The organism is Bacillus sp. FSL K6-1033 (assembly GCF_038630765.1).
In the GTDB taxonomy this organism is placed as follows: domain Bacteria; phylum Bacillota; class Bacilli; order Bacillales; family Bacillaceae; genus Bacillus; species Bacillus altitudinis.
On the sequence record NZ_CP152041.1, the window covers coordinates 2,998,975 to 3,025,864 of the forward strand.

24 protein-coding genes are annotated in these 26,890 nt (G+C 41.1%); 5 read left to right on the forward strand and 19 right to left on the reverse strand.

Going from position 1 to position 26,890, the window contains the following annotated elements; genetic code table 11:
* Window positions 1-176: 176 nt before the first annotated feature.
* The 7 genes from MHH31_RS15485 to MHH31_RS15515 all read right to left on the reverse strand — a co-directional run bounded on the left by MHH31_RS15485 (window position 177) and on the right by MHH31_RS15515 (window position 8,458).
* The gene (locus MHH31_RS15485) at window positions 177-1,022 is read right to left on the reverse strand and encodes an aldo/keto reductase (protein WP_342494974.1); all 846 of its coding nucleotides are present in this window, start codon (window positions 1,020-1,022) and stop codon (window positions 177-179) included.
* 68 nt (window positions 1,023-1,090) lie between these two features.
* Window positions 1,091-1,960 carry an ROK family protein gene (locus tag MHH31_RS15490; RefSeq protein WP_217967832.1) on the reverse strand — a complete coding sequence of 290 codons (870 nt, stop codon included), beginning with the start codon at window positions 1,958-1,960 and terminating at the stop codon, window positions 1,091-1,093.
* A gap of 63 nt (window positions 1,961-2,023) precedes the next feature.
* Window positions 2,024-4,039 carry a Na+/H+ antiporter gene (locus tag MHH31_RS15495; RefSeq protein ID WP_024719813.1) on the reverse strand — a complete coding sequence of 672 codons (2,016 nt, stop codon included), beginning with the start codon at window positions 4,037-4,039 and terminating at the stop codon, window positions 2,024-2,026.
* 316 nt (window positions 4,040-4,355) lie between these two features.
* Window positions 4,356-4,967 carry a trimeric intracellular cation channel family protein gene (locus tag MHH31_RS15500; protein ID WP_007500242.1) on the reverse strand — a complete coding sequence of 204 codons (612 nt, stop codon included), beginning with the start codon at window positions 4,965-4,967 and terminating at the stop codon, window positions 4,356-4,358.
* Window positions 4,968-5,115: 148 nt separating this feature from the next.
* Entirely contained in the window at window positions 5,116-5,529 is a 414-nt protein-coding gene (locus tag MHH31_RS15505) for a disulfide oxidoreductase (RefSeq protein ID WP_007500241.1), read from the reverse strand.
* Entirely contained in the window at window positions 5,526-6,242 is a 717-nt protein-coding gene (locus MHH31_RS15510) for a DsbA family protein (protein WP_008347618.1), read from the reverse strand. The genes MHH31_RS15505 and MHH31_RS15510 overlap by 4 nt, the downstream gene beginning before the upstream one ends.
* A gap of 116 nt (window positions 6,243-6,358) precedes the next feature.
* Window positions 6,359-8,458 (reverse strand): heavy metal translocating P-type ATPase, encoded by a 2,100-nt coding sequence (locus MHH31_RS15515; RefSeq protein ID WP_342494975.1) that lies wholly within the window; start codon window positions 8,456-8,458, stop codon window positions 6,359-6,361.
* Window positions 8,459-8,879: 421 nt separating this feature from the next.
* Between MHH31_RS15515 and MHH31_RS15520 the strand changes: the two genes are divergently transcribed.
* The 3 genes from MHH31_RS15520 to MHH31_RS15530 are packed head-to-tail and all read left to right on the forward strand — an operon-like array spanning window position 8,880 to window position 11,447.
* On the forward strand, window positions 8,880-9,623 hold the full coding sequence (locus MHH31_RS15520) for a metal ABC transporter ATP-binding protein (RefSeq protein ID WP_019743627.1): 744 nt from the start codon (window positions 8,880-8,882) through the stop codon (window positions 9,621-9,623).
* Window positions 9,623-10,495, forward strand: coding sequence for a metal ABC transporter permease (locus tag MHH31_RS15525; RefSeq protein ID WP_007500236.1), 873 nt, complete (start codon window positions 9,623-9,625; stop codon window positions 10,493-10,495). Before MHH31_RS15520 ends, MHH31_RS15525 begins: the two co-directional genes overlap by 1 nt.
* A 13-nt stretch (window positions 10,496-10,508) precedes the next feature.
* Window positions 10,509-11,447: a metal ABC transporter substrate-binding protein gene (locus MHH31_RS15530; protein ID WP_108610975.1), complete on the forward strand. Its 939-nt coding sequence runs from the start codon at window positions 10,509-10,511 to the stop codon at window positions 11,445-11,447.
* Window positions 11,448-11,485: 38 nt separating this feature from the next.
* Here the strand turns inward: MHH31_RS15530 and MHH31_RS15535 are convergent, their stop codons facing one another.
* Entirely contained in the window at window positions 11,486-12,034 is a 549-nt protein-coding gene (locus MHH31_RS15535) for a hypothetical protein (RefSeq protein WP_019743629.1), read from the reverse strand.
* Between the two features lie 88 nt (window positions 12,035-12,122).
* Here MHH31_RS15535 and MHH31_RS15540 point away from each other — a divergent pair, with 88 nt between their 5' ends.
* A complete protein-coding gene (locus tag MHH31_RS15540) occupies window positions 12,123-12,731 on the forward strand; it encodes a TetR/AcrR family transcriptional regulator (protein WP_019743630.1) in 609 nt (202 codons plus the stop codon).
* Between the two features lie 14 nt (window positions 12,732-12,745).
* Here the strand turns inward: MHH31_RS15540 and MHH31_RS15545 are convergent, their stop codons facing one another.
* The 10 genes from MHH31_RS15545 to MHH31_RS15590 all read right to left on the reverse strand — a co-directional run bounded on the left by MHH31_RS15545 (window position 12,746) and on the right by MHH31_RS15590 (window position 23,806).
* Window positions 12,746-13,678 (reverse strand): response regulator, encoded by a 933-nt coding sequence (locus MHH31_RS15545; protein WP_048002947.1) that lies wholly within the window; start codon window positions 13,676-13,678, stop codon window positions 12,746-12,748.
* On the reverse strand, window positions 13,675-14,991 hold the full coding sequence (locus MHH31_RS15550) for a sensor histidine kinase (RefSeq protein ID WP_138826433.1): 1,317 nt from the start codon (window positions 14,989-14,991) through the stop codon (window positions 13,675-13,677). Before MHH31_RS15550 ends, MHH31_RS15545 begins: the two co-directional genes overlap by 4 nt.
* Before the next feature lie 117 nt (window positions 14,992-15,108).
* Complete coding sequence (gene aspA, locus MHH31_RS15555) at window positions 15,109-16,554, reverse strand: aspartate ammonia-lyase (protein WP_342494976.1); 1,446 nt, start codon at window positions 16,552-16,554, stop codon at window positions 15,109-15,111.
* 16 nt (window positions 16,555-16,570) lie between these two features.
* Window positions 16,571-17,848 carry a cation:dicarboxylase symporter family transporter gene (locus tag MHH31_RS15560; RefSeq protein ID WP_007500222.1) on the reverse strand — a complete coding sequence of 426 codons (1,278 nt, stop codon included), beginning with the start codon at window positions 17,846-17,848 and terminating at the stop codon, window positions 16,571-16,573.
* A 242-nt stretch (window positions 17,849-18,090) separates the two neighbouring features.
* Window positions 18,091-18,288, reverse strand: coding sequence for a hypothetical protein (locus MHH31_RS15565; protein ID WP_160757998.1), 198 nt, complete (start codon window positions 18,286-18,288; stop codon window positions 18,091-18,093).
* A complete protein-coding gene (locus tag MHH31_RS15570; protein WP_342494977.1) occupies window positions 18,285-20,720 on the reverse strand; it encodes a heavy metal translocating P-type ATPase in 2,436 nt (811 codons plus the stop codon). The genes MHH31_RS15565 and MHH31_RS15570 overlap by 4 nt, the downstream gene beginning before the upstream one ends.
* An 84-nt stretch (window positions 20,721-20,804) precedes the next feature.
* Window positions 20,805-21,011 (reverse strand): copper chaperone CopZ, encoded by a 207-nt coding sequence (copZ, locus tag MHH31_RS15575; RefSeq protein WP_017368060.1) that lies wholly within the window; start codon window positions 21,009-21,011, stop codon window positions 20,805-20,807.
* Window positions 21,012-21,094: 83 nt separating this feature from the next.
* Window positions 21,095-21,400, reverse strand: coding sequence for a metal-sensing transcriptional repressor (locus MHH31_RS15580; protein WP_017359234.1), 306 nt, complete (start codon window positions 21,398-21,400; stop codon window positions 21,095-21,097).
* A 97-nt stretch (window positions 21,401-21,497) separates the two neighbouring features.
* Entirely contained in the window at window positions 21,498-21,953 is a 456-nt protein-coding gene (locus tag MHH31_RS15585; protein WP_342494978.1) for a DUF6376 family protein, read from the reverse strand.
* A gap of 254 nt (window positions 21,954-22,207) precedes the next feature.
* The gene (locus MHH31_RS15590; RefSeq protein ID WP_058336929.1) at window positions 22,208-23,806 is read right to left on the reverse strand and encodes a histidine kinase N-terminal 7TM domain-containing protein; all 1,599 of its coding nucleotides are present in this window, start codon (window positions 23,804-23,806) and stop codon (window positions 22,208-22,210) included.
* 239 nt (window positions 23,807-24,045) lie between these two features.
* On the opposite strand from MHH31_RS15590, the gene MHH31_RS15595 reads away from it, so the two are divergent.
* Window positions 24,046-24,282: a hypothetical protein gene (locus MHH31_RS15595; RefSeq protein WP_073412730.1), complete on the forward strand. Its 237-nt coding sequence runs from the start codon at window positions 24,046-24,048 to the stop codon at window positions 24,280-24,282.
* A 52-nt stretch (window positions 24,283-24,334) separates the two neighbouring features.
* On the opposite strand, the gene MHH31_RS15600 is transcribed toward MHH31_RS15595, so the two are convergent.
* Complete coding sequence (locus MHH31_RS15600; RefSeq protein WP_342494979.1) at window positions 24,335-26,608, reverse strand: CDP-glycerol:glycerophosphate glycerophosphotransferase; 2,274 nt, start codon at window positions 26,606-26,608, stop codon at window positions 24,335-24,337.
* Window positions 26,609-26,890 lie beyond the last annotated feature (282 nt).

Sequence of the window (26,890 nt, forward strand, 5' to 3'; positions counted from 1 at the left end):
TGTTGACAAAGGGCTAAAATGAACTTGATTTTAGCCCTTTGTCTTCTTTTCAGCGTGATAGAAAACCTTTGCTAGTGTAGGAAGGACGAGTACTGGCACGGAGTAAATTTGACATTCGTGAGCACCAGCACGCCCTGACAAAATATGCGAGTCTACACGCTGAGGGGATTTTTTATTTATTCAAACCCAACCGTCATCGTTTCTGGATTAGACCCGACACGTTCGTTATTATTAAGTGCATTGATTTTTTCCATGTCTTCTTGTGAAAGCTTGAAGTCAAAAATGTCGGCATTTTGTTTAATGCGATCTTCATTGATTGATTTTGGAATGGTGACAACGCCGCTTTGCAGATCCCAACGCAAGATCACTTGAGCCACAGATTTGTTGTATTGTGCTGCAATTTCCTTTAATACGTCATGATCCAAAAGCTTTCCTTGCATCAGCGGAGACCATGCTTCAATTTGAATGCCTTTTTCTTTCGCATATTGTCGTAATTCTACAAGTGTCAGTTTTGGATGAAACTCCACTTGGTTCACCGCTGGAACAACCTCCGCATCTTTTAACAGCTCTTCTAAATGCTGCACGTAGAAGTTGCTGACACCAATCGCTCTTACTTTTCCATCTTTATAAAGCTTCTCAAGCGCACGCCATGTCTCTTTAAATGTATCTGCTTTTGGTCCAGGCCAATGAATCAAATAGAGGTCTAAGTAATCAAGACCGAGCCGGTTTAAGCTTGCGTCGAATGCAGCGAGTGCTTTGTCATATCCTTGATCTGTGTTCCATACTTTTGACGTAATGAACAATTCTTCTCTTTTTACGCCAGATTCTTTAATGGCTTTCCCTACGCCTGTCTCGTTTTTATAAACGGCAGCCGTATCAATGCTGCGATAACCGTTTCGTATGGCTGCTTTTACGGCATCAACCACTTGGTTGCCGTCCTCCACTTTGAATACACCTAAACCAAACCATGGCATTTCTACTCCGTTATTTAGTGTTACGGTATCATTCAAGCTTTTGACCATGTTAACAACCACCTTTTCATAGATTCCATCTTTTTCATTATCTCATGTTGCGTTTGAAAACTCTATTATCAGGCGTTTCTCTTCGCTTCAATCGCTAGCAGCAAAGCACCTGTCATACCTGCCTTGTCCTCAAGTCCAGGAGAGACAATGTATGTATCAAGCGGCGGCATGTCGACATAATCATTGACATACGCTGCCAGCTTCTCTCGAATGAGCGGAAATAGCTGTTTTTGCTTCATGACGCCTCCACCCATGATGATGCGTTCTGGGCTTAATATCAGCGTGTATTGCATTAATGCCTGTGCTAAATAATCTGCTTCAAGAGACCAAACTTCATCTTCTTCGGTAAGCTCTTTAGCCGGCTTTCCCCACCTTGCCTCAATAGATGGTCCTGCCGCAAGTCCTTCTAAGCAAGTACCATGCGCCGGGCAGACACCTGCGAACTGATCTGATTCATGCTGCCTGACCAGGATGTGTCCCATTTCTGGATGTGAGTGACCGTGGAGAAGCTCATTTTTCACAACAGCCCCGGCACCAATCCCCGTACCGACCGTGATATACAGACAGCTGCTTAGCCCTTTGGCGGCCCCTTTTGTCAGTTCACCTAATGCTGCGGCATTGACATCTGTCGTAAAGGACACCGGTACACCTAATTGTTTCTCCAGCTCAGGTATCAACGGGTAATGCTTCCATTCAACTTTCGGCGTATTCATGATGTAACCGTAAGAAGGATCGTCTTTCTGGACACAAATCGGTCCAAAGGAACCAACCCCTAATGCTGCAATTTCATGTTGCTGAAAAAATGGAATAAGTGATTGGATGGTTTTTTCCGGGTGCGCTGTTGGAATGGTTAATTCCTCTATGATATCCCCATGCTCATTACCAATGGCACAGCAGAACTTTGTCCCCCCAGCTTCAATCGCTCCGTAATATGTCATCCTGCCTCTCCCCCTGCTCGTCTCTTTTTTTCATCATAAAACAAAGGGGAGAAGATGACAACATCATGTATTGGTCAGTAAGACTGCTTCCATGTCATTGATATATTCCCTTAAATGATGGGCAATATCACGATTGATTTCGCCATTTTCATATAAAGTTTGGATTTCATTACGAATCGTCTGTACGGCTTGGAAGTTAAGCTCTTTCTTCTTCCGGTCAAACGTACGATCCTTTTGCTGGAAGAAAGAAGGACCATGTTCACAGCGGAAAATCACTTGATTGTAAAACCCAATGACTTGATGACACGTTTGTTGATTGTCTTCGGTCATATGGTGCTTAATAGAATCCACCGCAGCTTCAGCCGTTTTCTTACGGATTTGTTTATACGATTCCTCGTTTTCTAATATGCCGCTCGAAATACGCTGATGCGGACGCCACAATTGAAGCCATTGTAGTAAGCGCAGAAACTTCACTTTTGAGAAACGAATTTTAAAAGAGTTGGAATAGAGCATTTCCAGCTCATGAAATCTCTCTTGCAGCTCATATGCTTCTTCTTTGTCGATTTTCTCTTCCTCAATCAACTGCTGAAGTTTCATCTGTTCTGCTTTAATACCATGCAGTCTGATTTTTCTCTCTTGTTTTCTCATACCAAACTGGTACGGTTCCCGCTGAATATTTCGTAGCTTCATTCGGAAATCATTGATGAGTGCAAGGGAGACTTCTCGATTGTCCTCATTCATTCCTTCTTTTAACGTTTTAATGGCACTTCTCAGCAGCTTCCGTTTTGCGTGCTGAATCTTTGTATCTAAGTCCACATCCACTTGCTTATCTTTTTTCTCCGATAAAATAGGCAGTAGCACACTCGCTAAAATGAGTGTACATAAAATGACGCCTGCTGCGAGGAAAATAATTAAATGACGCTCAGGAAATGGTGATCCGTCTGCAAGCGTAAACGGGATGGAGAAAGCACCCGCTAATGTAACAGCACCACGAACACCAGAGAATGTCATCAGCATGGAAGCACGCAGCTTCGGTTTTTTCGCGTTCTTCTTTTTCGATACACTCCAGTTCCCTGCCCAGAACAGCCATACCCATAGGAATCTGAGAATCATCAGACAGAATGTAATGATTAAAATGTAACTGATGACCTGCATATTATTAAAGGCTTCATCTTGGAAAATGACGGTCGATACATCAGGAATTTGTAATCCAAGTAAAACGAAAACAAGGCCATTTAAAATAAATAAAATAATATTCCACGTGTTTGAAGAAGCAATTTGCAGTTTTGCTAAATTCGCTTCCATTCGGTCTTGCTCGATGGCATGTGTCACACCACCGGCAACAACGGCTAAAATGCCGGATACGCCAATTTCTTCCGCTGCTAAATAAATCACAAACGGCGTGAGGATTTGCAGGATGATGTGCATTGTGACATCGTCCATGCCTAAACGGCGGAGAAAATAGCGGAAACGAATGATAAAAAACGACAGAATAAATCCGGTCAATAATCCGCCAGCAGCAATCAGAACAAAGCTAAAGGATGCCTCTGCAATGGAAAATGCCCCTGTAACCGTTGCTGCAATAGCAAATTTAAAAGCAACAAGTCCTGACGCATCGTTCATCAGCCCTTCGCCTTCCAGCAGTCTCATGATCCCCTTCGGCATATTCACACGGCTGGAAAGGGCACTTACAGCCACTACATCTGTCGGTGATAAAATCGCTGCAAGCGCAAATGCAGCTGGAAGTGGTATGCTTGGAATCATCCAATGGATGGTATATCCTGCGACAATGACCGTCGCAAATACGAGCCCTAAAGCTAATAGAAGAATGGGCGCTCTTAATTTCCACAGCTCGTCCCTTGGGGTACGCTTCCCATCATTAAATAACAGCGGTGCAATGAATAAAACGAAGAATAGCTCAGGATTTAAAGAAATATGTAAACCTGAAGGAAAAGCTGCGACCAATATCCCTAAACCCACTTGGATTAATGGAACTGGAATAAAGGGCAGAAAACGATTGATAATATTAGATGATGCAATGAGTGCTAGTAGTACGAGCACTGCCAAAAAAATCTCCACTAGTACATGTCCCTCCCATTTCATTTTTTCCGTCATGTTTTGCTTACATGCAAAGATGTGTTCATTTCTTTCAGGTCCATTCGTTCGGTCATGAGCGTTTCTTTAGTATCCCGCAAAAAGCGAAACCAACACATAACAATCCATCTAGGCAAAAAAAGACTGAATCTACATATTCAGTCAAATGACAACATTTTCATCTCGTGTATTGTTCCAATGATGAATAAAGAACCTACTTTTATTTTACACGAAAACAGCTTGACCTGCTGACATCAAGCTCGAATAACACATAAAAAAAAGAGCGACATCGCCCTTTTCTTTACCCTTTATTTAAAAAATAAGACCTAGCGGGAAGCCGCCATTTGAATAAGTAGGAACAAACCCTGCATATGACGAGGATGACAAACAGCAGATATAAAGCAAGCTCTCCTTGCGCTAAGCCGAGTCCGACGAGTAAACCGCCAAGGGCTGCCCATACTGCGTAAATCTCTGCTTTTAGCACAAGTGGCTTTCGTCCTGCTAATAAATCACGCACAATGCCGCCGCCGCTTCCAGTCAAAATGGCTGCCACAATGACCGCACTGAGCGGGAGCTCTCTTTGTACAGCAAATAATGCGCCTTGAATCGCAAAGGCTGCTAAACCGATCGCATCCGAGAAATTCCCCCACGTGCTCCAGTGCTTGAGCAAAAGCTTTGGAAATAGGAACACGATCGTAATGGATACAAGGGCAATGGTAAACATTTTGCCCTGTGACCATAAAGCAGACACCGGAAGACCAATTAATAGATTCCGAATCGCTCCCCCGCCAAATGCTGTGACAATCCCTAAAATGTACACACCAAGAATATCGTACTCTTCTTCCATTGCGACAATCGCACCACTAATGGCGAATGCCACAATACCAATAATACTTAACACTTCCCATGCCATTTTCCGCTTATCTCCTTACCATTGTCTGATCATCTAACACTCTCCCCTTAATGTATATCTGACACAAATGAAAAGCAATACAAATTTTCTTTAAATTTTATCTTTTTGCAAAAATAAAAAATAGCCTGCTTTTAAGCAGGCTATCTCCTCAATCTTCTTTTGCATTTAAAAGCAGCATACTAATGATGATCAGAATAAATGCAATGAGAGCTAAGAGTGGAATGGTGATAAAACCAAACCAGTTCAGATAATCAACGGAACAAGGAATACCGCTTAGACAAGGACGAATCGATGCAAAGCCTGGAATCTTTTGTTCCATATAATGATAGATGGAAAAGCAAGCACCAATCCCAGCCAAAGGGAGAACGTAGTACTTCACTTTGACATCGCCACGGAATGTAGCAATTCCAAGTAAAAGCACAAGCGGATACATGAAAATGCGCTGAAACCAGCACATATCACATGGAATAAACTTCTTTACTTCGCTTAAATACAGGCTGCTCATCGTCGCCACAATCGAGACGATCCAAGCGCTGTATAAGTAAATCAGTTTATTCTTCATGATTTTTTCCCTTTCAGCTCTTGATCAATTAATTCTTTGATTTCATCATAGTCATAAAAGTTTTGGACTTGTTTATTGTTAATGAAAATAGTTGGTGTTGCATTTACTTTGTATTGATTCACCAGCTGATCATCTGTGTTCAGCTGTGGCTGATATGTTTTCTTCGATAGGTTATCTTTCAGCTTGTCCGTATCAATTTTCGTTGTCTTCTTCGCCAATTCGGTGAGCTTTGCTGGCGTTACCCATTCTGCTTCACTATCTGGTTGTGCGTTGTAGACCGCTTCATGAAATGCCCAGAAGTTTTTCGGATCTTCTTTCCACACTTCTTCAGAAGCCAGTGCTGCTAATACCGCACCGTCCCCATGAACAGGCAGTGGTAAGTTAATAAATGAGAAGGATACATCGCCATTATCTATGTAGTCTGCTTTCAATTTTGGGAAAATGTCAGTCTCAAATGATTTACATGATGGACATTTGTAATCCCCAAACTCGACAACTTGCACTTTTGCCTTTTGATCTCCCATGACAGGCTGTCCTTTAATAGACGGCTTACTGTCGACTGTTTGTGCTTCTTGGCTGTTGTTGTTACCGATCACAACGAAAATACCGATGAGAAGAGCTGCAATGATGGTTAATATAACTGCAAACTTGATGGATGAAGATTGATTATTTTTTTTACTCACAAAAGCACCTACCTTATCTTTTTCATTCATTCCTTCACAAAGAAAAAGGATAACAGCTCAAGAAAATGCCATTATCCAACTTCTTCTATTTTAACAAGAGGGGGTCTATTATGAAAGACGCTATTCATGAATTTTTCCTTACAATTTTATTTCATAACCCTCATCGCATTTAAAACAGCCAGAACAGTGACACCAACATCCGAGAAGACGGCTTCCCACATCGTTGCAATACCGAATGCACCAAGTATGAGAAAGACGGCTTTCACCCCAAGAGCAAACGCAATATTCTGCCATACGATGGCTCTCGTTCTTTTAGCGACAGCAATAGCTTCCGCTACCTTCGATGGCTGATCTGTCATAATCACAATATCAGCCGCTTCAACTGCTGCATCTGAACCAAGTCCACCCATGGCAATACCAATATCCGCTCTTGCCAAAACCGGCGTATCGTTTATGCCATCACCAACAAACAATAATTTGTCTTGAGATGCTTTTTTCTCATACATGTCTTCGATTTTGGCGACTTTATCCTGTGGCAATAATTCAGTGTGAACTTCGTCAATGCCGATCTGCTGCGCGACTGCATTTCCTACTTGCGCAGCATCCCCTGTAAGCATCACGGTTTGAATGCCCGCAGCTTTTAGAGAAGATATCGCTTCAACTGCATCGTCTTTTACTTCATCTGCAATCAAGATCGATCCCGCAAACTCACCGTCTATTGCTAAATACACAACCGTTCCGCTTCGTTTTTCTTTTTCAAAAGAAATGCCCTCTCGTTCCATCAGGCGATGGTTACCTGCCAATACATGGGCTCCGTGAATTGTCGCTTTGATCCCATGACCCGCAATATCCTCGTAAGATTCGATTTGACTCTCATCAAGAGACGCTCCGTAAGCCGCTTTAATCGATTCTGCAATCGGATGCGAAGAATGTGCTTCTGCCAGTGCCGCAAAAGAAAGCAATTCCTCTTCTGACCATTTCTCATTCGCTGCTTCGATATGAGTGACTGTAAAGTTTCCTTTTGTCAAAGTACCTGTTTTATCAAACACCGCATAGCGCACAGAGTTTAAGGCTTCTAAGTAGTTACTGCCTTTCACTAAAATGCCTCGTTTTGATGCGGCACCAATCCCGCCAAAGAAACCTAATGGAATGGATACAACGAGAGCACATGGACACGAAATGACAAGGAAGACAAGTGCCCGGTACACCCAATCAGACAATTGAGCTGATGGGATGAGAAGCGGTGGTACAAAGGCAAGCAATAAAGCTAGCACGACCACAGCAGGTGTATAATATTTAGCGAACTTTGTGATAAAGTTTTCTGTCTGCGCTTTACGGCTGCTTGCATTTTCGACTAAATCCAAAATCTTCGTAACCGCTGACTCACTGAGCTCTTTTTGCACTTCAATTTCAAGAATGCCGTTTTGGTTCACAAATCCAGCAAGCACTTCTTTTCCTGCTTCCACATCTCTTGGAACAGACTCACCAGTTAGTGCAGAGGTATCCACAAGAGAATAACCGTCTATCACGCGTCCATCCAAAGGAATTTTTTCACCTGGTTTGACGACAATACGGTCACCCGCTTTGACTTCTTCCGGCTTTACCTTTTTTGTTTCTTGCCCCACTTTGAGGTTTGCGTATTCTGGACGGATATTCATTAATTCGCTAATTGATTTTCTAGAGCGGTTCACAGCTGCCCCTTGGAACAGTTCTCCAATTTGGTAAAACAGCATGACTGCCAGTGCCTCAGGATACTGCTGAATCACAAAAGCACCAACTGTGGCTATGGTCATTAAGAAGTTCTCATCAAATACTTGACCGCGCACAATATTTTTCAGCGCTTTCAAGACAACATCTCCGCCAACTAGTAAATACGCGGCGAAAAACATGATGAACTTCAGTAAGCCATTGTCAGGTATAAAATAAGCCGCCGTTCCAATGACTGCACCACCAATTAATTTCAGTACAATCGTTTTTAAATTCTTTGTTCCATGATCGTGATCGTGGTGATGTCCTTCTTCTTTTGGTGATACACTCACATGAGGTTCAATGGACTGAACGGTTTTTTCAATACGCTTTGACATCGTTTCTTGTGCATCAGCATGTGTCACAGTTAATGTACCCGTCGCAAAATTAATTGAGCAGGCTTCCACTCCTTCAAGTTTGCTGACACCTGTTTCAATTTTACGGGCACAGTTTCCACAATCGAGACCGCTTAATACGTATTCATCCTTCATCTTTTTCATGTTCTCACCTTTTTCTATATAAGTAGCCTTCCCTGATTCAATCAAACCTATCAGCTGCTGTAGATATTATATATGAGCACATATTCATATATTGAATTACCCTTATTATATGAGGAGTTCTTACAAACTGTCAATCATTTATAAACAAATTTTTGAGATTTTTCGTATTCAGGATGTCATGTGAATTTTCAATAATCCATGCTCGTGTCCCCTCTTCGTTGCATAACATAGAAACGATCGTTTGATGGGAATATTCAGCATTTCTCTTTACAAAAGAAGGACATACGCTTAGAATAAGATAAAAGTTTCCTCAAGGAAACAAATTAGCGTTAGAGAATCATTTCATCCTTTAGTCAAAATTATTAAATATATGCATATATTTTTAGGAAACGCAATTGATGATCGAAAGGGGTCTTAAGAGATGTCATATGCTTTAACAATCGACCGCCTGTATGTCTCATACCACGGACAGGATGCACTAGAAAACGTCTCTCTTTCCATACAGGAAGGTACGATGACTGGAATCATTGGTCCAAATGGTGCTGGTAAATCGACTTTATTGAAAGCATGTTTGGATTTAATTGAAAAGGATCAAGGGGACATTCGCTTTTTTGAACAACCTTTTAAACAAGTGAGAAAACAGATCGCCTATGTCCCGCAAAGAAATGATCTAGACTGGACGTTTCCTATCCATGTGCTAGATACTGTACTGCTTGGCACATACCCAAAGCTCGGATTGATCAAACGACCGAAAAAAGAAGACCGTGCCTATGCGTACCATTGCTTAGAAAAGGTTGGGATGCAGGACTTTGCCAAAAGACAGATTGGGGAATTATCTGGCGGTCAGCAGCAGCGTGTCTTCCTTGCGCGAGCACTCGCTCAAAACGCACAGCTCTTTTGTTTAGATGAACCATTTGTCGGAATTGATATGGCAAGTGAAGAAACGATGATCCGCATTTTGAAGGAATTACGAGATGAAGGAAAAACCATTCTGGTCGTCCACCATGATTTAAGTAAGGCCGATGATTACTTCAGCCATCTCGTTCTTTTAAATAAGAAGCTGGTCAAAGCAGGCCCTGTACATGATATTCTTCGTCCTGAGGTCATGCTCCAAGCATACGAAACACAGCTGCCATTTTTAAAATCAGCAGGAGGAGACGCGTAATGGAATTTTTAACCGGACTTTTTGAATATGCATTTTTACAAAAAGCGTTATTTACATCCGTTATGGTAGGGATCATCTGCGGCGTCATCGGCTGCTTCATCATTTTACGGGGAATGGCTTTGATGGGAGATGCGATTTCACACGCTGTACTTCCAGGTGTCGCCATCTCTTATATGCTCGGCATTAACTTTTTCTTTGGTGCGGTTCTAACTGGTGTACTGACAGCCATCGGCATCGGATATGTCAGTCAAAACAGCCGCATTAAAAATGATTCTGCCATCGGGATCGTATTCACTGCTTTTTTTTCCATTGGGATCATTTTGATTACATTTTTGAAAAGTTCCAGCGATTTATATCATATCTTGTTTGGAAACGTACTAGCCGTTCGTTCATCTGATATGTGGATCACGCTTGGCATCGGCATTTTCATTTTGCTGGCTGTCATCGTTTTCTACAAAGAACTGCTCATTAGTTCATTTGATCCAGTGATTTCTTCGGTTTACGGTTTACCGAATCGCATGATCCATTATTTCCTCATGACCTTATTGACCTTAGTGACCGTGGCGTCCCTGCAAACTGTAGGTATTATTCTTGTTGTTGCAATGCTTATTACACCAGCTGCCACCGCTTATTTACTGACAGACCGGCTATGGATCATGATTTATTTATCTGCTTTTTTTGGAGCAGTTTCAGCTGTCGTAGGACTTGGGCTCAGCTTTACGTATAACTTGTCGTCTGGTGCTTCCATTGTGCTGGTCGCGACCATATTATTCGGCAGTGCCTTTATCTTTTCACCGAAACAAGGGATATTGTGGAGATCCTTAAAATCGAAGCGAAAACGAACACAGCTAAAAAAGGAAGCGTCTATGTAAAAGGAGGACATATATGAAGAAGGTATTAGCAATCCGTTTGACCGCAGTATGTATTGCCCTTTTGGTCATCGCAGGCTGTTCTACTCAGCAAAAAAGTTCCGGAAAAGATGACGGTAAATTAAAAGTTGTCACAACCTACTCCATTCTTTATGACATTGTGAAGGAAGTAGGAGGACAGCATGTCTCTATTCACAGCATTGTTCCCATTGGTACAGACCCACATGAATTTGACCCACTACCAAAGGATGTTCAGTATACGACGGATGCAGACCTTGTTCTATCTAATGGCTTGAACCTTGAAACAGGGAATGGCTGGTTTCAAAAACTGCTTGAATCGAGCGGCAAGGACGGGGATGATGCACCTGTAGCCGAGCTGAGTAAAGGCGTCAAAGTGAAGCATTTATCTTCAAAAGGGCTTGAAAGCCAGCAGGACCCACACGCATGGCTGAATGTCGAGAATGGGATTCTTTATGCGCAAAATGCCAGAGATGCGCTCATTCAAGCAGATCCTGAGCATAAAGAGGATTACGAGAAAAATGCTGAAACCTATATCAAAAAGCTTCAAACGCTTCACGATGAAGCAAAAGACAAGTTTGATCAACTGCCAAAAGACAAAAAACTCCTTGTCACAAGCGAAGGGGCATTCAAATATTTTGCGGATGCGTATGGACTGAAAGCCGGCTACATTTGGGAGATCAACACAGAAAGTGAAGGAACACCTGGACAAATGAAGCGCATCATTCATTTTGTCAAAGACCATCAAGTTCCTGCCCTTTTTCTTGAAACAAGTGTAGATAAGCGCAGCCTTGAAAGCCTATCTGAGGAAACAGGAGTTCCGATTAAGGGGAAAGTATTTACGGACTCTATCGGCAAAGAAGGTGAAGATGGGGACAGCTACTATCACATGATGAAATGGAATATCGACACCATTTACAAAGGATTGTCCTCATAGCAAAAAGACAGGTGGAATGAGTCCGCCTGTCTTTTTTGTCAACCTGCTACATTTTCTGGGTGTTTTTTCGGCCAAATGACGTAGCTGATGCTAATGATGAAATCAATGGCTAAGACCATCCCCCACACACTGACAAGCTGCATCAGAGATTCCGTTCGTTCTGGTGCTTGGATGAGATAGGTCAATCCATATAACAGCCCCGCTCCGATGACATAAGAGATGAAATGACGTGTCCAGCCCACCATTTCATACAAAGACCGCTCCTTCCCGTACTTTGGTTTCCCCTTTGGCTTAGGACCACCTGCAAAACGATAAGCAAACTTAGCATCCGCCCATTTCACCATTTGATGTCCAAAGGCCAGACTCACACCAATATAAACAGCCGCAAGCCCGTGAATGACGCTCGCCACAGCCCCTTGCTTTAAATCAATATAAGTAGCCGCAAGAAGGATGAGATCTAAAACCGGGGTACAGACAAGAAAGAAAGCACCCCATTTTTTCTGTTTAAACACATAACGCAGTGTTAAGCCCATTAGAATAAACAGCCAAAAACCAATTTCACATGCCACAATCAATAAACCGACCAATTTCCCCACATCCTTTTTAATACGATTGTATTAAATAAAAAATAACACAAATGTGTTAAAAAAACAATAGCTGTGCTAAAATCAATGTATGCCAAAAATCGTCGATCACCATAAACAAAAACAAAAGGTCGCTCAAGCTGCTATGAGAGTGATTAAACAAGAGGGATTGGAAAGTGCTTCTGTACGAAAAATAGCCGTTGAAGCTGGCATTTCAGCCGGCTCTATGCGCCATTATTTTTCCACACAGCAAGAATTATTTCTATTCTCAATGAATTTAATTCAGGAAAGAGTGAAGGAGCGAATTGCTAGGCTTCCATTAAACGGTTCAACAGAGGAAAATGTATTCACTTTATTGGAGCAGGTTCTTCCACTAGACGAAGAACGAATATTTGAAATGGAGGTGTGGCAGGCTTTTACAGTCAAGGCACTGACTGAACCAGATTTACAGCCGCTCAATGCAAAGATGTATGACGAGCTTTTTCAAACCGTTCAATTTTGCTTAATGAAATTGAAAGAGGATGAGCTACTGCTAGATCATGTCGATCTTTTATTAGAAACTGAGCGGCTTTATGCGGTCATCAATGGGCTTGCATTGAATGGAATCGTACAGCCCCATCGTTTACCGCCTCAGCTCATGCGCTCCGTGCTACAGATGCATCTTCAATCCATCACAAAAAAAGACATGCCCTCCTTATAGAGAGCCTGTCTTTTTTAATCTTCCATAAAAATGCGTTTTGCCTCGTAATAGAGCACCTGTACAAATTTCTTCACATTGATACGTGTGTGCTCTTCTCTTCCACTTGTCTCTTTTGTGAGTTCACTCATTTTCTTACGCACAATGGTAAAATCGAAAAATTTTGATGCATAGTTTTCAAAGGTTGGGTGAGAAAAATCGGTTAACCCAAGCGAGGCGATGTGTTTCAATGATTGGTTGATCGCACGTCTTACCCGCTGTTCCGCTGCTTTTGCTTCTCTTGCGATGTCTGCTGATGTAAAAGGTTCGTTTAATTTATCCTCTGTGATGCCAGTGAAAATTACTTTTAATGAAGGAAAAGAGTCGTGCTGATCGGCATGTAACGCTAAATACTGATCTGTGAAAAGAATCATATCTAGTAAATCCTTAGACCCCTTTTCGCCGACAATCCCAAGCTCCGCCAGCAAAAACTGACCTGCTTCTGCAAGACTTTTCCCCCTCTGCTTCGTTTTCGTCTGTCCGCGCTGCTGGAACTGCATGACCGATTTGAGCGAATGCTGAATATTTTCAATTGAGTGCTCTAAATGCAGACGTTCAATCATGAGGTGGAGCACACTTAAGACCTCTACCCGATTGATCGGCTTTGTCACATAATACTCAACACCGAGCGTATATGCCTGGCCGATGAGTTCCTTTGTTTCTACCTGTGACAGCATTAAATATTTCCCATGAAATTCATCCTTGATCGCTCGAATCGTCTCAAGCCCGTCCCTTTCCGGCATCAATAGATCAATACACAAGATATCAATGTGCAAATCATTTAAGTAGCTCGCTGTTACTTCAGCACCATCCTCTGCTTCCCCGGCCACAAAGCCAAGCTCTTCATCTTCAATGAGCTGTGCGAGTGAAGAACGAACAGCTTCATCATCATCGACAATAAAAAATCTCATCTCCCATTTCCCTCTTTTCTGCTGACTTGATCAATTGGTATCGTTAAAGTGAACTTCGTTTGTTGATTTGGGATACTCTTCATTTCAACACTTCCGCCAAGCTTCTCGGCTGTGTCTTTCACATAGGAAAGACCGATGCCGCTTGATGGGTTCCCGGCCTGGTCGTATTTTAAAGTGAAGCCCGGTTTAAAGATCACATGATGGTTACGCTCTTTAATGCCTGGCCCATTGTCACTGACTTGAAAGATCACATCATTCTCTTTCCGTGAAATGGATAGTGATACCTCTCCATTCACCGGAATGGCTTCAATGGCATTGGATACAATGTTATTTAATAAAGATAGAATGGTATACACATGATAAGCAGGGTGCTGTCCTTCTTCATCATAATGAAAAACGATGTGTTTTTTAAGAGATTCCGCGTAATTTTCATGGATACGGATCACAAGTCCAGCGATATGAGCAGGACTTGCATACTCCTGAAATTTTTCCTCATGAATCAGCTTGGATAAAGCAGAAAAAATCCGCTGATTGTCCTTTTTGATTTCGTGTACCTCACCTGCAATTTGCAGGGCTGTTTTTCCGAGCTTTTTCAAATCTAATGATTCCGTATCCTTTGCATGATGCAGAGATTGATACAATTGATATGAAGTAGCTGTAATGTGCTCAGCATGTGCAAGGGTTTTATAAAAATATGTAGATTCCGTATAAAGATTCGACAGCAGCATCAACAGGTGTTCCTTTTCCTTCTTCATTTGGCGCTCTCTCGCCTGTTCTTCGTATAATCGAATCATCGTATAACAAGCCAATACGAAAAAGCTTCTGAAAATCGCCAATACAAATAGTTGAAACAGCGTTCTCACTGTTAAAATTTCATCAATGGCTCCCCTGAGTGCAATCATTTCAACTACACTTGCGCATAGTTCCATGATGATCCCTGTCGCCCCAATCAGCCAAGGCTTATCACGGAAACGTCTGACCTGTAATACATAAAAAAGCGTACCATAGACGACGTAATACAGCAGGGAAGGAAATCTTAAAGAAACGGCCTCTTCCAGCGCTAAGTGGCCTGACACAGCGGTATCAAGAAGCACCCGGAATGCAAACACTGATCCCCCCGCAATGATGCCGCTTGCCCATGCCGGGAATTTTTTCATTTGAAGCAGGATAAAGAAAAAGACAACGGTTCCAAAGCTCACCCGAAAGCTATCCTCAAATGGATAAAATTTCAGCTCTCCACCAATCGGAGTCAGAACAATGAGCATGATAATTAAATAAGGCTCTGTATTCAACCATTTTTTCAGTAGATTCAAACGCAGTCACATCCCTAATAATTGACGATAGTATACTATGTGAGCTTCAGAAAAACAAACAGTCCATGAAAAAACGCACACCGGACATTTGTCGGTGTGCGCTTCTCATGATGCCGCTTAATCTTCTAAACGATCCTTTTCTAAAAGTGATGCACCAGCAATACCTGGTTTCGTCATTTCAAAAGGATTTAAGATCACATCAAGCTCTTCCTCTGTTAACACATCATTTTGCAGACAAAGCTCACGTACAGATGCGCCTGTAAGGATGGCTTCTCTCGCAATTCGTGCAGCAGCTTCATAACCAATATGCGGATTGACCGCCGTCATGACACCGGCACTCTTTTCTACATATTCTTTTAATCTCGATTCATCTGCTTTTAGGTCACGCAAGCAGTTATCGACAAAGGATTCAAATACATTTTTCATCATGCTGAGTGACTGTAGTAAATTGAATATTAAAACTGGTTCCATGACGTTCAGTTCAAGCTGACCAGCCTCTGATGCAAGACAGATCGTGTGGTCATTTCCGATGACTTGGAATGCCACTTGGTTCATGACCTCAGGCATAACTGGGTTGACTTTCCCTGGCATGATGGATGAACCTGGCTGTCTTGGCGGCAAGTGCAACTCACCAAATCCTGCTCTAGGACCTGAAGCCATCAAACGAATATCGTTTGCCATTTTGGACATATTCATCATACATACTTTCAGTGCAGCTGATACTTCTGTATAAGCATCTGTATTTTGCGTAGCATCGACCAAATCTTCTGCTCCAACTAACGGTAATCCGCTAATGTCAGCTAGATAACCAACTACCTGGCGAATATATTTAGGATCAGCATTCAGTCCTGTTCCAACTGCTGTTGCGCCCATATTGACTTCATATAAATGCTGTCTAGACTGCTTGATTCGTTTAATATCACGAGCAAGAACCTTTGCATATGCACTAAACTCTTGACCAAGTCTGATTGGAACAGCGTCCTGAAGATGCGTACGTCCCATTTTGATGACATGATCGAATTCTTGCGCTTTTTCTGTCATGACTTGATGCATGTTTTCCATCGTATAAAGTAGTTTTTCAATCATATTCAATGTTGAAATATGAATCGCTGTTGGGAAAACGTCGTTTGTTGACTGCGACATGTTCACATGCGTGTTTGGACTTAGCTCAGTATAAGCGCCTTTTTCCTTTCCTAGTAGTTCAAGCGCTCTGTTTGCAATGACTTCATTGGCATTCATATTCATTGAAGTGCCAGCCCCGCCTTGAATTGGATCGACAATAAATTGATTGTTCCATTTTCCTTCAATAACCTCATCTGCGGCTTGAACAATTTTTTCTCCAAGACCAGCATATAGTCGCTTTGTATCCATATTTGCAAGTGCGGCTGCCTTTTTGACAATCCCTAATGCTTTGATGAGTTCCTCATGAACATGGTAGCCAGTAATTGGAAAGTTCTCTACTGCACGTAATGTTTGAATTCCATAATACGCTTGAGTGTCTACTTCCTTTTCACCTAGAAAGTCTCGTTCGATACGAACTTGCTTGTCCTGTAGCTTCGTCATTTGAAAAGATCTCCTTTTACGCTGCTTTTGTTTGTTGTTTTAATTCCTCAATATACTTCTTCGATTTCTCTTGATCAAACACTTTTTCCCACTTAGACATGACAATGGCTGCAAGTGAGTTACCAAATACGTTAACAGTTGTACGAACCATGTCAAGGATACGGTCGATCCCAACGATGAAGGCAAGTCCTTCAAGTGGAAGTCCCATTGCTCCAAGTGTTGTGATGACAACAACGATCGATGCACCTGGTACACCAGCCATTCCTTTTGATGTGAGCATTAAGATTAATAGTAACGTAATTTGCTCATAGATGGAAAGAGGCATGCCGTACATTTGTGCAACAAATATGGCGGCAATGGATTGATAGATGGCACTTCCATCTAAGTTAAAGGTATAGCCTGTTGGGATAACGAACGACGTGATCGCTTTCGGGCATCCGAACTTCTCCATTTTATCCATTAATCTAGGCAATACAGCTTCTGAACTTGCTGTTGAGAATGCAAGAATGATTTCTTCTTTTAACACTCTAAATAGTGTAAAGACGCTTGTTCCAGCTAATTTTGCGATAATGCCAAGTACGACAATAACGAAGAATGCCATTGTGCCGTAAACGACAAGTACCAGTTTACCTAGCGGGAGAAGCGCTCCGACCCCGAATTTGATCACCGTCACACTGATGAGCGCGAATACACCAAATGGTGCAAACTTCATCACTTTATTGGTCACCCAGAACATCGCTTCGAGGATGCCCTCAAAAAATCCTAACACTGGTTTTCCTTTGTCTCCAACTGCTGCAATTCCTAATCCGAATAACACTGTAAAGAAGATTGTTGGTAATAGATCACCTTCTGCAATAGATTGGAACACGTTTGTTGGCACAAGATGCACAATCGTTTCAGAGAAACTAGCTTTTTCGGCAGAAGACTTAGATGTCTCTTCATATTTAGAGATATCGCCTTTCTCCATGTTACTCATATCAATTCCTGTACCAGGATGGAAAACGTTTGCTGCAAGCAGTCCAACTGCTAATGCAATCGTTGTCACAATTTCGAAGTAAAGAATCGTTTTCCCACCGAGTCTTCCGATGGTTTTCATATCGCCTACACCTGCAACGGCTACAATCAATGCAGCAATAACAATTGGAAGAACGATCATTTTAATTAAGTGGATGAATATATCGCCAATCGGCGTTAACACATTAATAACGGTTTCATTTTGATAAAATAGTGCTCCTACGACAACACCCAAAACAAGTGCGATGAGTATTTGAGAAGCTAACCCTAACTTTTTCATACGTGGACCCCCTTTTTTTGATAACGCTTTCTTTGTTGCCTAATCGCATCTTAACGATGAACCTACAAAAAACGACAAAAAGGAACAAAAAGAAGTGAATTTTTTATGAAAAATCTTTTAAAAGGTGGGTTTTTCCACAAAATTGTTAAAAAAAGACTTCGCTTTTGGCGAAGTCTCAGGTTGTTGAGAAAGAGCTAAAATGAACTTTATGTTAGCTCTTTGTGATAGAAATCCATTGAAGTCTAGAAAGGGCGAGCACCGAAGCGCAGGACTGACACCGAATGCGAGGACTTCGCTTCTGATGAAGTCTCATGTTGCATATGATCAGCTGGCGGCTCTTGAAGAGGAGAAAGTTCGACATAAACCGCATAGCCTATCAGTACAATGGCTACATAAATCACAGCACTCAACGTCCACACCCATTTGACATTCAGCTTCATTTTGCCACACCCTCTCTGACAGGTTTCAATCGCTGTAATCTTAGTGCGTTCAGCACAACCGATACAGAACTAAAGGCCATTGCCGCTCCTGCAAGCCATGGTGCCAGGAACCCAAATGCGGCGACTGGTATGCCAATACAATTGTAAGCAAGTGCCCAAAATAGATTCTGTTTAATGTTTCTCATCGTTTTTCTGCTAAATTCAAGTGCATCTGCAATGGCATGGAGATCTCCAGTCATGAGCGTAATATCTGCCGCTTCCATGGCAACATCTGTACCTGTTCCGACAGCCATCCCGATATTTGCTGTTGCAAGGGCAGGGGCATCATTGATGCCGTCTCCAACCATCGCCACTTTTTTTCCTTGTTTCTGAAGCGCTACAATATGAGCCGCTTTTTCCTCTGGAAGAACTTCAGCGATGACATGATCTATGCCTGCCTCACTCGCAATCGCTTCTGCTGTGCGTTTGTTATCTCCTGTCATCATCACGACGTGAATCCCTTGCTCTTTGAGACGAGCGACCGCTTGAGAAGAAGACGATTTGATTGTATCAGCAACGGCGACAATACCTGCTGGCTCGCCGTCAATGGCGATGAGCATCGCCGTTTTTCCTTGTTTTTCAAGCTCAGTCACAACTGCTTCTAGTGCTTCGCAGCTGATATGATGTTTCTTTAGGAGTTTCCGTGTGCCAATCAAAAGCTCATGTCCTGCAGCTCTTGCTTCAATTCCATGACCAGGATCTGCTTGAAAGGCTTCTACCTCGACCGCTTGGAGACCCCGGTTCTTCATGCCTTCTGTGATTGCTCTGGCAAGTGGATGCTCTGACTGCTGTTCTGCCGATCCTACTAACTGAAGCAGCGTATCTTCTGTCCAATTGGCAGTCGCAATCACATCTGTAAGACTCGGCTCCCCTTTTGTCACAGTCCCTGTTTTATCTAGCACTACTGTATCTAGTGATTGCGTTATCTCTAAATGCTCTCCGCCTTTAAACAGAATCCCTGATTCAGCTGCCCGGCCGCTGCCTGCCATAATAGAGGTCGGTGTAGCAAGACCAAGCGCACAAGGACATGCGATGACGATGACCGCTATAAAGGTTTCAAGGGCTGCTGTCACATTTCCTGGATCAACAAAGATATACCAAATCAGAAAAGTGAGCACAGCCACTCCTACAACAATGGGGACAAATATCCCTGAAATTTGATCTGCCATTCTTTGAATTGGTGCTTTTGAGCCTTGCGCTTGTTCGACGACTCGAATGATTTGTGAAAGAGCCGTTTCTTTTCCTACTTTTGTTGCTTTCACTTTCACAAATCCATTTTTATTGATGGTTGCCCCGATGACTGTATCTCCTGTGGTTTTATCAACTGGCAGACTTTCTCCTGTAATCATCGATTCGTCGATCGCTGTTGTTCCTTCGATGATTTCTCCGTCTACCGGGACTTTTTCACCTGGCTTGACGAACACAAGATCATTCACTTTCACTTCAGAAATAGGAACGGTCATTTCTTTCCCATCTCGCTCTATCACAGCTTCTTTCGCTTGTAAGCCCATCAGTTTTTGAATCGCTTCTGATGATCTCCCTTTCGCTCTTGCTTCCATTAACTTTCCGAGCACAATCAACGTAATCAGCACAGCACTCGTTTCATAATAAAGGGCCGCTTCATGTGTGCCTTGAACCGCTGACTGAATACTTTCATATAAACTATAGAAAAAAGCAGCCGATGTCCCTAGTGCCACAAGGACATCCATATTGGCACTTTTATTTTTCAACGCTTTATAAGCACCTACATAAAAAGGCCAGCCGACAATGAACTGGACGGGCGCTGCTAATGCGAGCTGAACCCATGGATTCATAAACGCTTCTGGCAGCCAAATAAACGATGTGAAAGAAAAATGACTGACCATTGCCCAAAGAAGAGGCAATGACAAAATCATCGAGAACAAAAAGCGTGCCGTTTGTTTCTCAATAGCTGCTTGGCGATGGTCTTTTTTCCCTTCCTCTGCATGCTCTTCGGCTGGTTCGATTAATGAATATCCAATGGATTTCACAGCCTCTTTTATGTCACTTGGAGATATTTTCCCTGGATGATATGTCACCTGAAGTGACTCAAGCGCAAAGTTCACTGATCCTTGATCAATACCATCCATCCGGTTGACTTTTTTCTCAATTCGGTTTGCACAAGCCGCACATGTCATTCCCTCTATATCAAATTCGGCTTGCTCCATCACCACATCATAGCCAAGAGATTGAATTTTTTGTTTTAGATCCTCTGCTGTGAGTTGTTCTGTTTCATACACAATGTGGGATGTTTCAAGCGCAAAATTCACACTGGCGTCGTCCACACCTTCCAACCTGTTCAAGCCCTTTTCAATGCGGCCTGCACAGGCGGCGCAAGTCATTCCCGTAATTTGAAAATCAATTTCTTTTTTCATTTATCTCACCTCTCCACATACTCCATGGGGGTATTGTTATTTTTAAAAAAATACGTGCTGTCTTATGCAGCACGTATGCTCATTTTATACGACATCATATCCCTGTTCTTCAATGACATCAGAGATCTGGTGTAACGTGATTTGATCTGGGTGAAAGGAAACCTCCACCTGACCCTTATCTAAATGGACTTTCACAGATTCAACACCTGCTAATTCTCCTACATTTCCTTCGACTGCTTTCACACAATGTCCGCAAGACATGCCTTGCACTTGTAGTGTTGCTTGTTCCACTTCTCATCGCCTCCATCAATCATTTTCTAATTTTACTATACCCTAGTAGGGTATAATTGTAAACATAAATGATCCGCTTTTTGCTACGATTTTGTCAGCTTCGTGAAGACATTCATTAACTCCTCAATGGCTTCATCCCCATTACCGCTCTTAATGGCATCCGCTACGCAGTGATGTGTATGCTTTTCCATTAATTGAAGACTCACTTTTTTTAAAGCTGCATTGACAGCAGAAATTTGATTCACGACATCTATGCAGTAACGATCGTTTTCAATCATTTGCTGAATCCCTCGCACTTGACCTTCCACTCGTTTTAAGCGATTGATTAATTGCTCTTTTTCCTTCTCAGCTCTAGGCGAAGCGATATGTCTTTCTTCATGTTCTGTCATCTGATCACCTTTTTTCTATCATACTTGTGTTACATTCAATTAAAGCATATCTTCACCTGAAAAGGCAAAGATATGCTGTGATCACCGTTTGCTTATCCTAGTTTGTTCGTTGTTCAATATCTTGCAAAAGGCTGACCGATTGCTGAAGCTGCTTCATGAGCCCTTGCTGATCCTCTAAAATAGCTGCAGCATCGAAGTTGTCCATTTTCAATTGCTGTAAATAGGCTTGAATCTCCTCTGACAGCACTTTATTTTTCTCTATGATTTGTGCATGCAGGTCTTCTGCTATTGATGGGGCTGTGAGTTCATTAAATTCTTGAATGTCTGCTTTCAATGATTCCAGTTGCTGCGTCAAATCTGCTCTTTTGGCAGCATCTTGTACAGCTTCTTCCGCAAGCTGTGGAAAATCCTCTGTGAATTGCTGAATATCTGTCACATACTCATTTGCCTCTGTGACATATGTCGTTGTATCGTTTACTTGGTCTAGCAGTCCTGAACATCCACTTAACAAAAACGTACCGGTAAATAGAAACGCCATCACATATTGTTTCAAGATCCATCATCCTTTCATCTGTATGTTGAAACCCCTCATTTGTCCAGCTTCCAACCACACAGATGCAAAAAGACCTTAAAAAAAGCCAGACCTTTGCCTCATGTGTGATAGGCAAAGGTCTGGCTAACATGTTCATGCCGGAATGGCCGAGAAACAACGGATGTTTCTGTAATGACGACCAAACCGTAAAAGCTACTCCCCTTTAGGAAACCGTTCAAATGTTATGTTTATCATATCTAAATGAAGGACAACAGTCAATGAGAAGCAGGCGGAAGATCCTGCTTTTGGTATAGCATATAGTCCGAACCAGTTGATGCATAAATCCGATTACGTCCTTGGCGTTTTGACATATACAAGGCTTGATCTGCCTCAAATAGAAGCGTTTCTAATATAGAGGGATCATTCGCTGTATGGGCGACGCCAAAGCTTGCTGTCACTCTTACTTTTTTCTCATCTGTCTGAAAGAAACTCACTTCAAATGAATGTCTCATCTGTTCCGCAATATGACATGCCTCTTCAAATGAATGATGCGGCAGACAAATGGCGAACTCTTCTCCACCATATCGGCCAAATAAATCATCCATCTTCAAATGCTGCTGACAAATGGACACAACATGACGCAACGCCTCGTCTCCAATATGATGTCCATGCGTATCATTGATTTGTTTAAAGAAATCAATATCAAATAGCAATATCGCAGTATCCTGCGCATCCTCTTCCAATAACATCTGCGTTCGTTCAATAAAGGAAGACCGATTGAAGATATTCGTCAAACCATCAATATATGCTCGGCGCTCCAGCTCTTCCTGCAATAGTCGCTGCTCCGTAACATCGCTGATCACAATTTGCCTGCCCTCGACTTCGCCTCTTCTATTAAAAAGAGAAGAAGCAGTGAGATGATAATAGAAGGGCTGCTCTTTTTCCCACATTAAATCGTACTGTGAATGGTCCTGCGGAGAACGCAGCCACTGTATAAACGCTGGCTCTTTGATGATCCCTGAGAATATATCATCGATTTTATAGCCGATTCCCTTTTTAGCGAGCACAGGAATGATCAATGCAGCCGCAGGGTTATAATCAATCAGTGTTCGGTATCGATCCAATAGAAGAACACCTTCTGACATATGTTCAAACACACGCTCCATGGCAATGGGAGAGAGCTTAAAGAGATGAAAAGACATAATCGCCCATAAGTAGAGTGCGTTGGTTAAAAACATCACCACTGGTACTGGGTCAATGTGAAAAGGCGTGACACCTAATAAATAGATAAAAGAGGTCGTGATCGGCAATAATATTCCAACGAGCAAGATCAGAACCTGTTTCAAATATTCTTTCTTCACACGTAAAAACCAAAGCAGCATAAAAATAGCGAGCATGGAACAGCCAAATGTATAGACCCCATGAATGATATACCAATAACCAATGGTAAAATCAGCTAATAAAAACCCGTCTACTGTATTCATCGTGATGCTTCGGTAAAAGAGTGAATGAAAAGAGTTGGTGAACACCAGAATGGTGGTTAAAATTGGAATCAACAAGAAGAGAAGCACGCGGCGCTTTGTTACATATTGATGGAAACCAGTAAACTGCAGCACAATCATTAGGCTGAACGGTGCAATAAACGGAAGACCTATGTATTGAAAACTAACCCAGAATGTAATTTCTTGAGGGGTGCGCGCCAATAATTCAAATGTATGTCCAAAAATATAAATCGCAGTTGCTCCAGACATATACATAAACAATTGACAGCCAATATACCGATGGCGATTTGCATGAGCAATGATTGATAATATTACGGACAGAATGCCAGAAACACTCATGATCACAATAAAATGTAAAACAATCGAATCCATGTAAACGCCCCAATTTCAGTTATTTAGAACTAGTCTAATCTTACTATATATGAGGACGTCTCAAATGGGAAGATGTGATTTTGAATTGGTTGGCGGTTTTTTGGAAAGCGTTCGTCATTTTACTAGTCGTGGCGCCCCATCTATTCATTACTTCTTACTTAATTTAAGGATAAAGCATATTGTTGCAAGTGAAATATCTGTACAATGTGGAGATGAATGAAAAGGAGGCTTGAAAGGAAATGACTTTTTTGATCATCATGGCAGGTTTGTTTATGCTGATTCTTTTAGAGAAGCCATTTCAGAAGAAACGATCTGAGCTGTTATTTTTAATGAGTTATTTGCTGCTGATTGCGGTTTATGTGATTCAGACAACATTTGTGGAGATCATGTCGGATGGACTTTTGATGATGATGGCGTTGATTGTGGTTTGTCCTTTGTTTGTTCGAATGATCCAGTCTTTTCAGAGGAACGCTTGACTTAGTAATAGAAAAAACCTCTACTTGCCCCATCGCAAGTAGAGGTTTAACTTTAATGATTACGAGTAAATACTTCCTTCACCACTCGTTCACTTGCTTTTCCATCTTCTAGTGAACAGAACCTTTCATGGAATACATCGTATTTTTCCTTGTAAGCATCTTTTACGCTTTCAATGTTCTGAATGCTATGAAGCACTTCTTCAGACGTATACAATAACGGACCTGGCAGATCTTTTTCGACATCAATATAAAAACCTCTCAGCACATCTTTGTATTTATCAATATCATACGTAAAGAAAAGAATCGGCTGCCGTAGGTTTGCAAAATCAAAGAATACAGACGAGTAATCCGTGATAAGGATATCACTTGAAATATATAAATCATTGATATCATTATATTTAGAATAGTCAAAGGCAAACCCTTCAAATCCTGTTAAATCAATATTATCCGAAATGAAATAATGCATTCGTAAAATGATGACATATTCTTCGCCTAACTTTTCTTTTAAAAAATTTAAATCTAAAGTGAGATTAAATTTGTATTGCCCTGCTTTATGAAATTCATCATCTCTCCATGTTGGAGCATATAAAATGACTTTTTTATCAGCAGGTATACCAAGCTTCGATTTAATCTTCACTTTATCTGCATCTGTAAAGTTTTTCAGAATATCATTTCTTGGATAGCCATATGTTAATATTTTTTCTTTCGGATACATAAATGCACTTTCGAAGATTTTTTCAGAATATGGGTTTGCTGCAATTAGGTAATCCCATTTTCGAGATTGTAAATAAAATTCTTTTTTGTAATCTGGATTTGCAGATACTACATTATCCATATCAAATACTAATTTCTTAAGTGGTGTACCATGCCATGTAGATAAGATAATTTGTTCATCTTTTTTATAAAGTGACTTGGGCTGTCTCATGTTTAAAACAAAATATTTTGCCACTGTGACATAGTAAAAATAACTCCAGCTAAATCGCTTAATTACTTTAACGTTCTTGTGCTGAAATTCTTCTTCATTTGCCACCATTTCTTTATCATTCAGAATCCAAACATGCTTCCATTGATTTGGCTCATGCTCAAGAAGATATTTAAATATCGCCTTAGGGCTATCCGAATAGTTTCTTCCTAAAAAGCTTTCATAGACAATGGTGTTAGGTTTAATAGGCAATCTTGAGAAGAACAATTGTTGAACGATTCTTTGTCTCGCTCTCTTCTTTTTCGGTTTTATGCCCTGATACAGATTATAATAGAGAACTCTCTTTTTACTCAGACGATATGCCTTATGATAATTCCCGACCTTAATTGCATTAATTTCTTTTGAATGTCTTCTCTTCAGTTTGATTGGATTTGACTCTGCATTCAAAATGGTCTGACAGGACTGATAAATAGGCGTTAAACGTTGAATGCCCTCTTTAAACACTGGGCTTTTTACAACCTTATATAAATATTGGCTGATCGCTTCAAGCTTCACTTGTTTCACTAAAGCAAAATCGTCACATTGTTCGATTGATTTGCTTAATGTTCGGAACATTTCTTCAAATCGATGATCCTGTTCTTCCTGGGAAAGTGAAGGGAAATTGATAGGATCGTTATGGATCAGCTTATAGTATAGACAAATTGATGTTTCCAAAATAGAGAATGCATCTTGATAAATTTTCATTAAGAACGGAATATCACTATACAATGGTGCGCTTTCATCAAACTGTATTTGATTGTTCAACAAATATTTCTTTTGAACAACGAACCCATGTGATTTTAATTGATAAGAAATCTTCTTAAAGAACTTTTCTTTTGCAATTTCATGATAATGAGCTGATACAACATTCTCCTCAAAAAGCATCTGCATGACTTCGTTTTCATTTGCATCAACATTTAATTTTTTCAAAACATGACTTAAGTTATCCAACGTATCATGCTGATACAAAGCCTGCTTCTTTTCCTTTAATGTTGTGTTTCTGTCTACAATTGTCTTTTTCACTTTCAGCTTAAAAACATTCAATTGTTCTTGATCAATGATTTGCTTTGCATATATCAGCGCATTGGGATGTAAGAAATCATCAGCATCTAAAAATAAGATGTACTCTCCTTGAGCTTCTTCTATGCCTTTATTTCTACTAATGCCTGCATTTGTATGAGGTCCCATATTGATTGTTCTATAATTAAAAGTATAAGGCGCTAAAATTTCTTCTAGGTGTTGACTATCTTGATGGACCAAAAGTACTTCGAAATCTTTAAAAATTTGATCATCTAAACTTTTCATGCAGTTATCAGTATACTTTTTATTGGTATCCTTATAAGGAATAACAATAGTAAATAACATAAGATCCCTCTTCCAAATTTTATATAAACAACAATGTTTGATCTTTTCATCACTTAATATGATTTAAAAAACAATAAATATTATAACAAAAACGTGTTTTTATTCAAAAAAAAGATTCGTCTAAAAAGACGACTCACTAGAAATTCGTTTATCCAAAATGTTTTCATCTATACTTCTATGATACAACAATTTATCATACTTAACATAAAAAAACCACTGTTCTAGCCGACTTGAAATAAAAATAATAAGAACGTATTTTGTCTGTATGATAACATCCAGTTT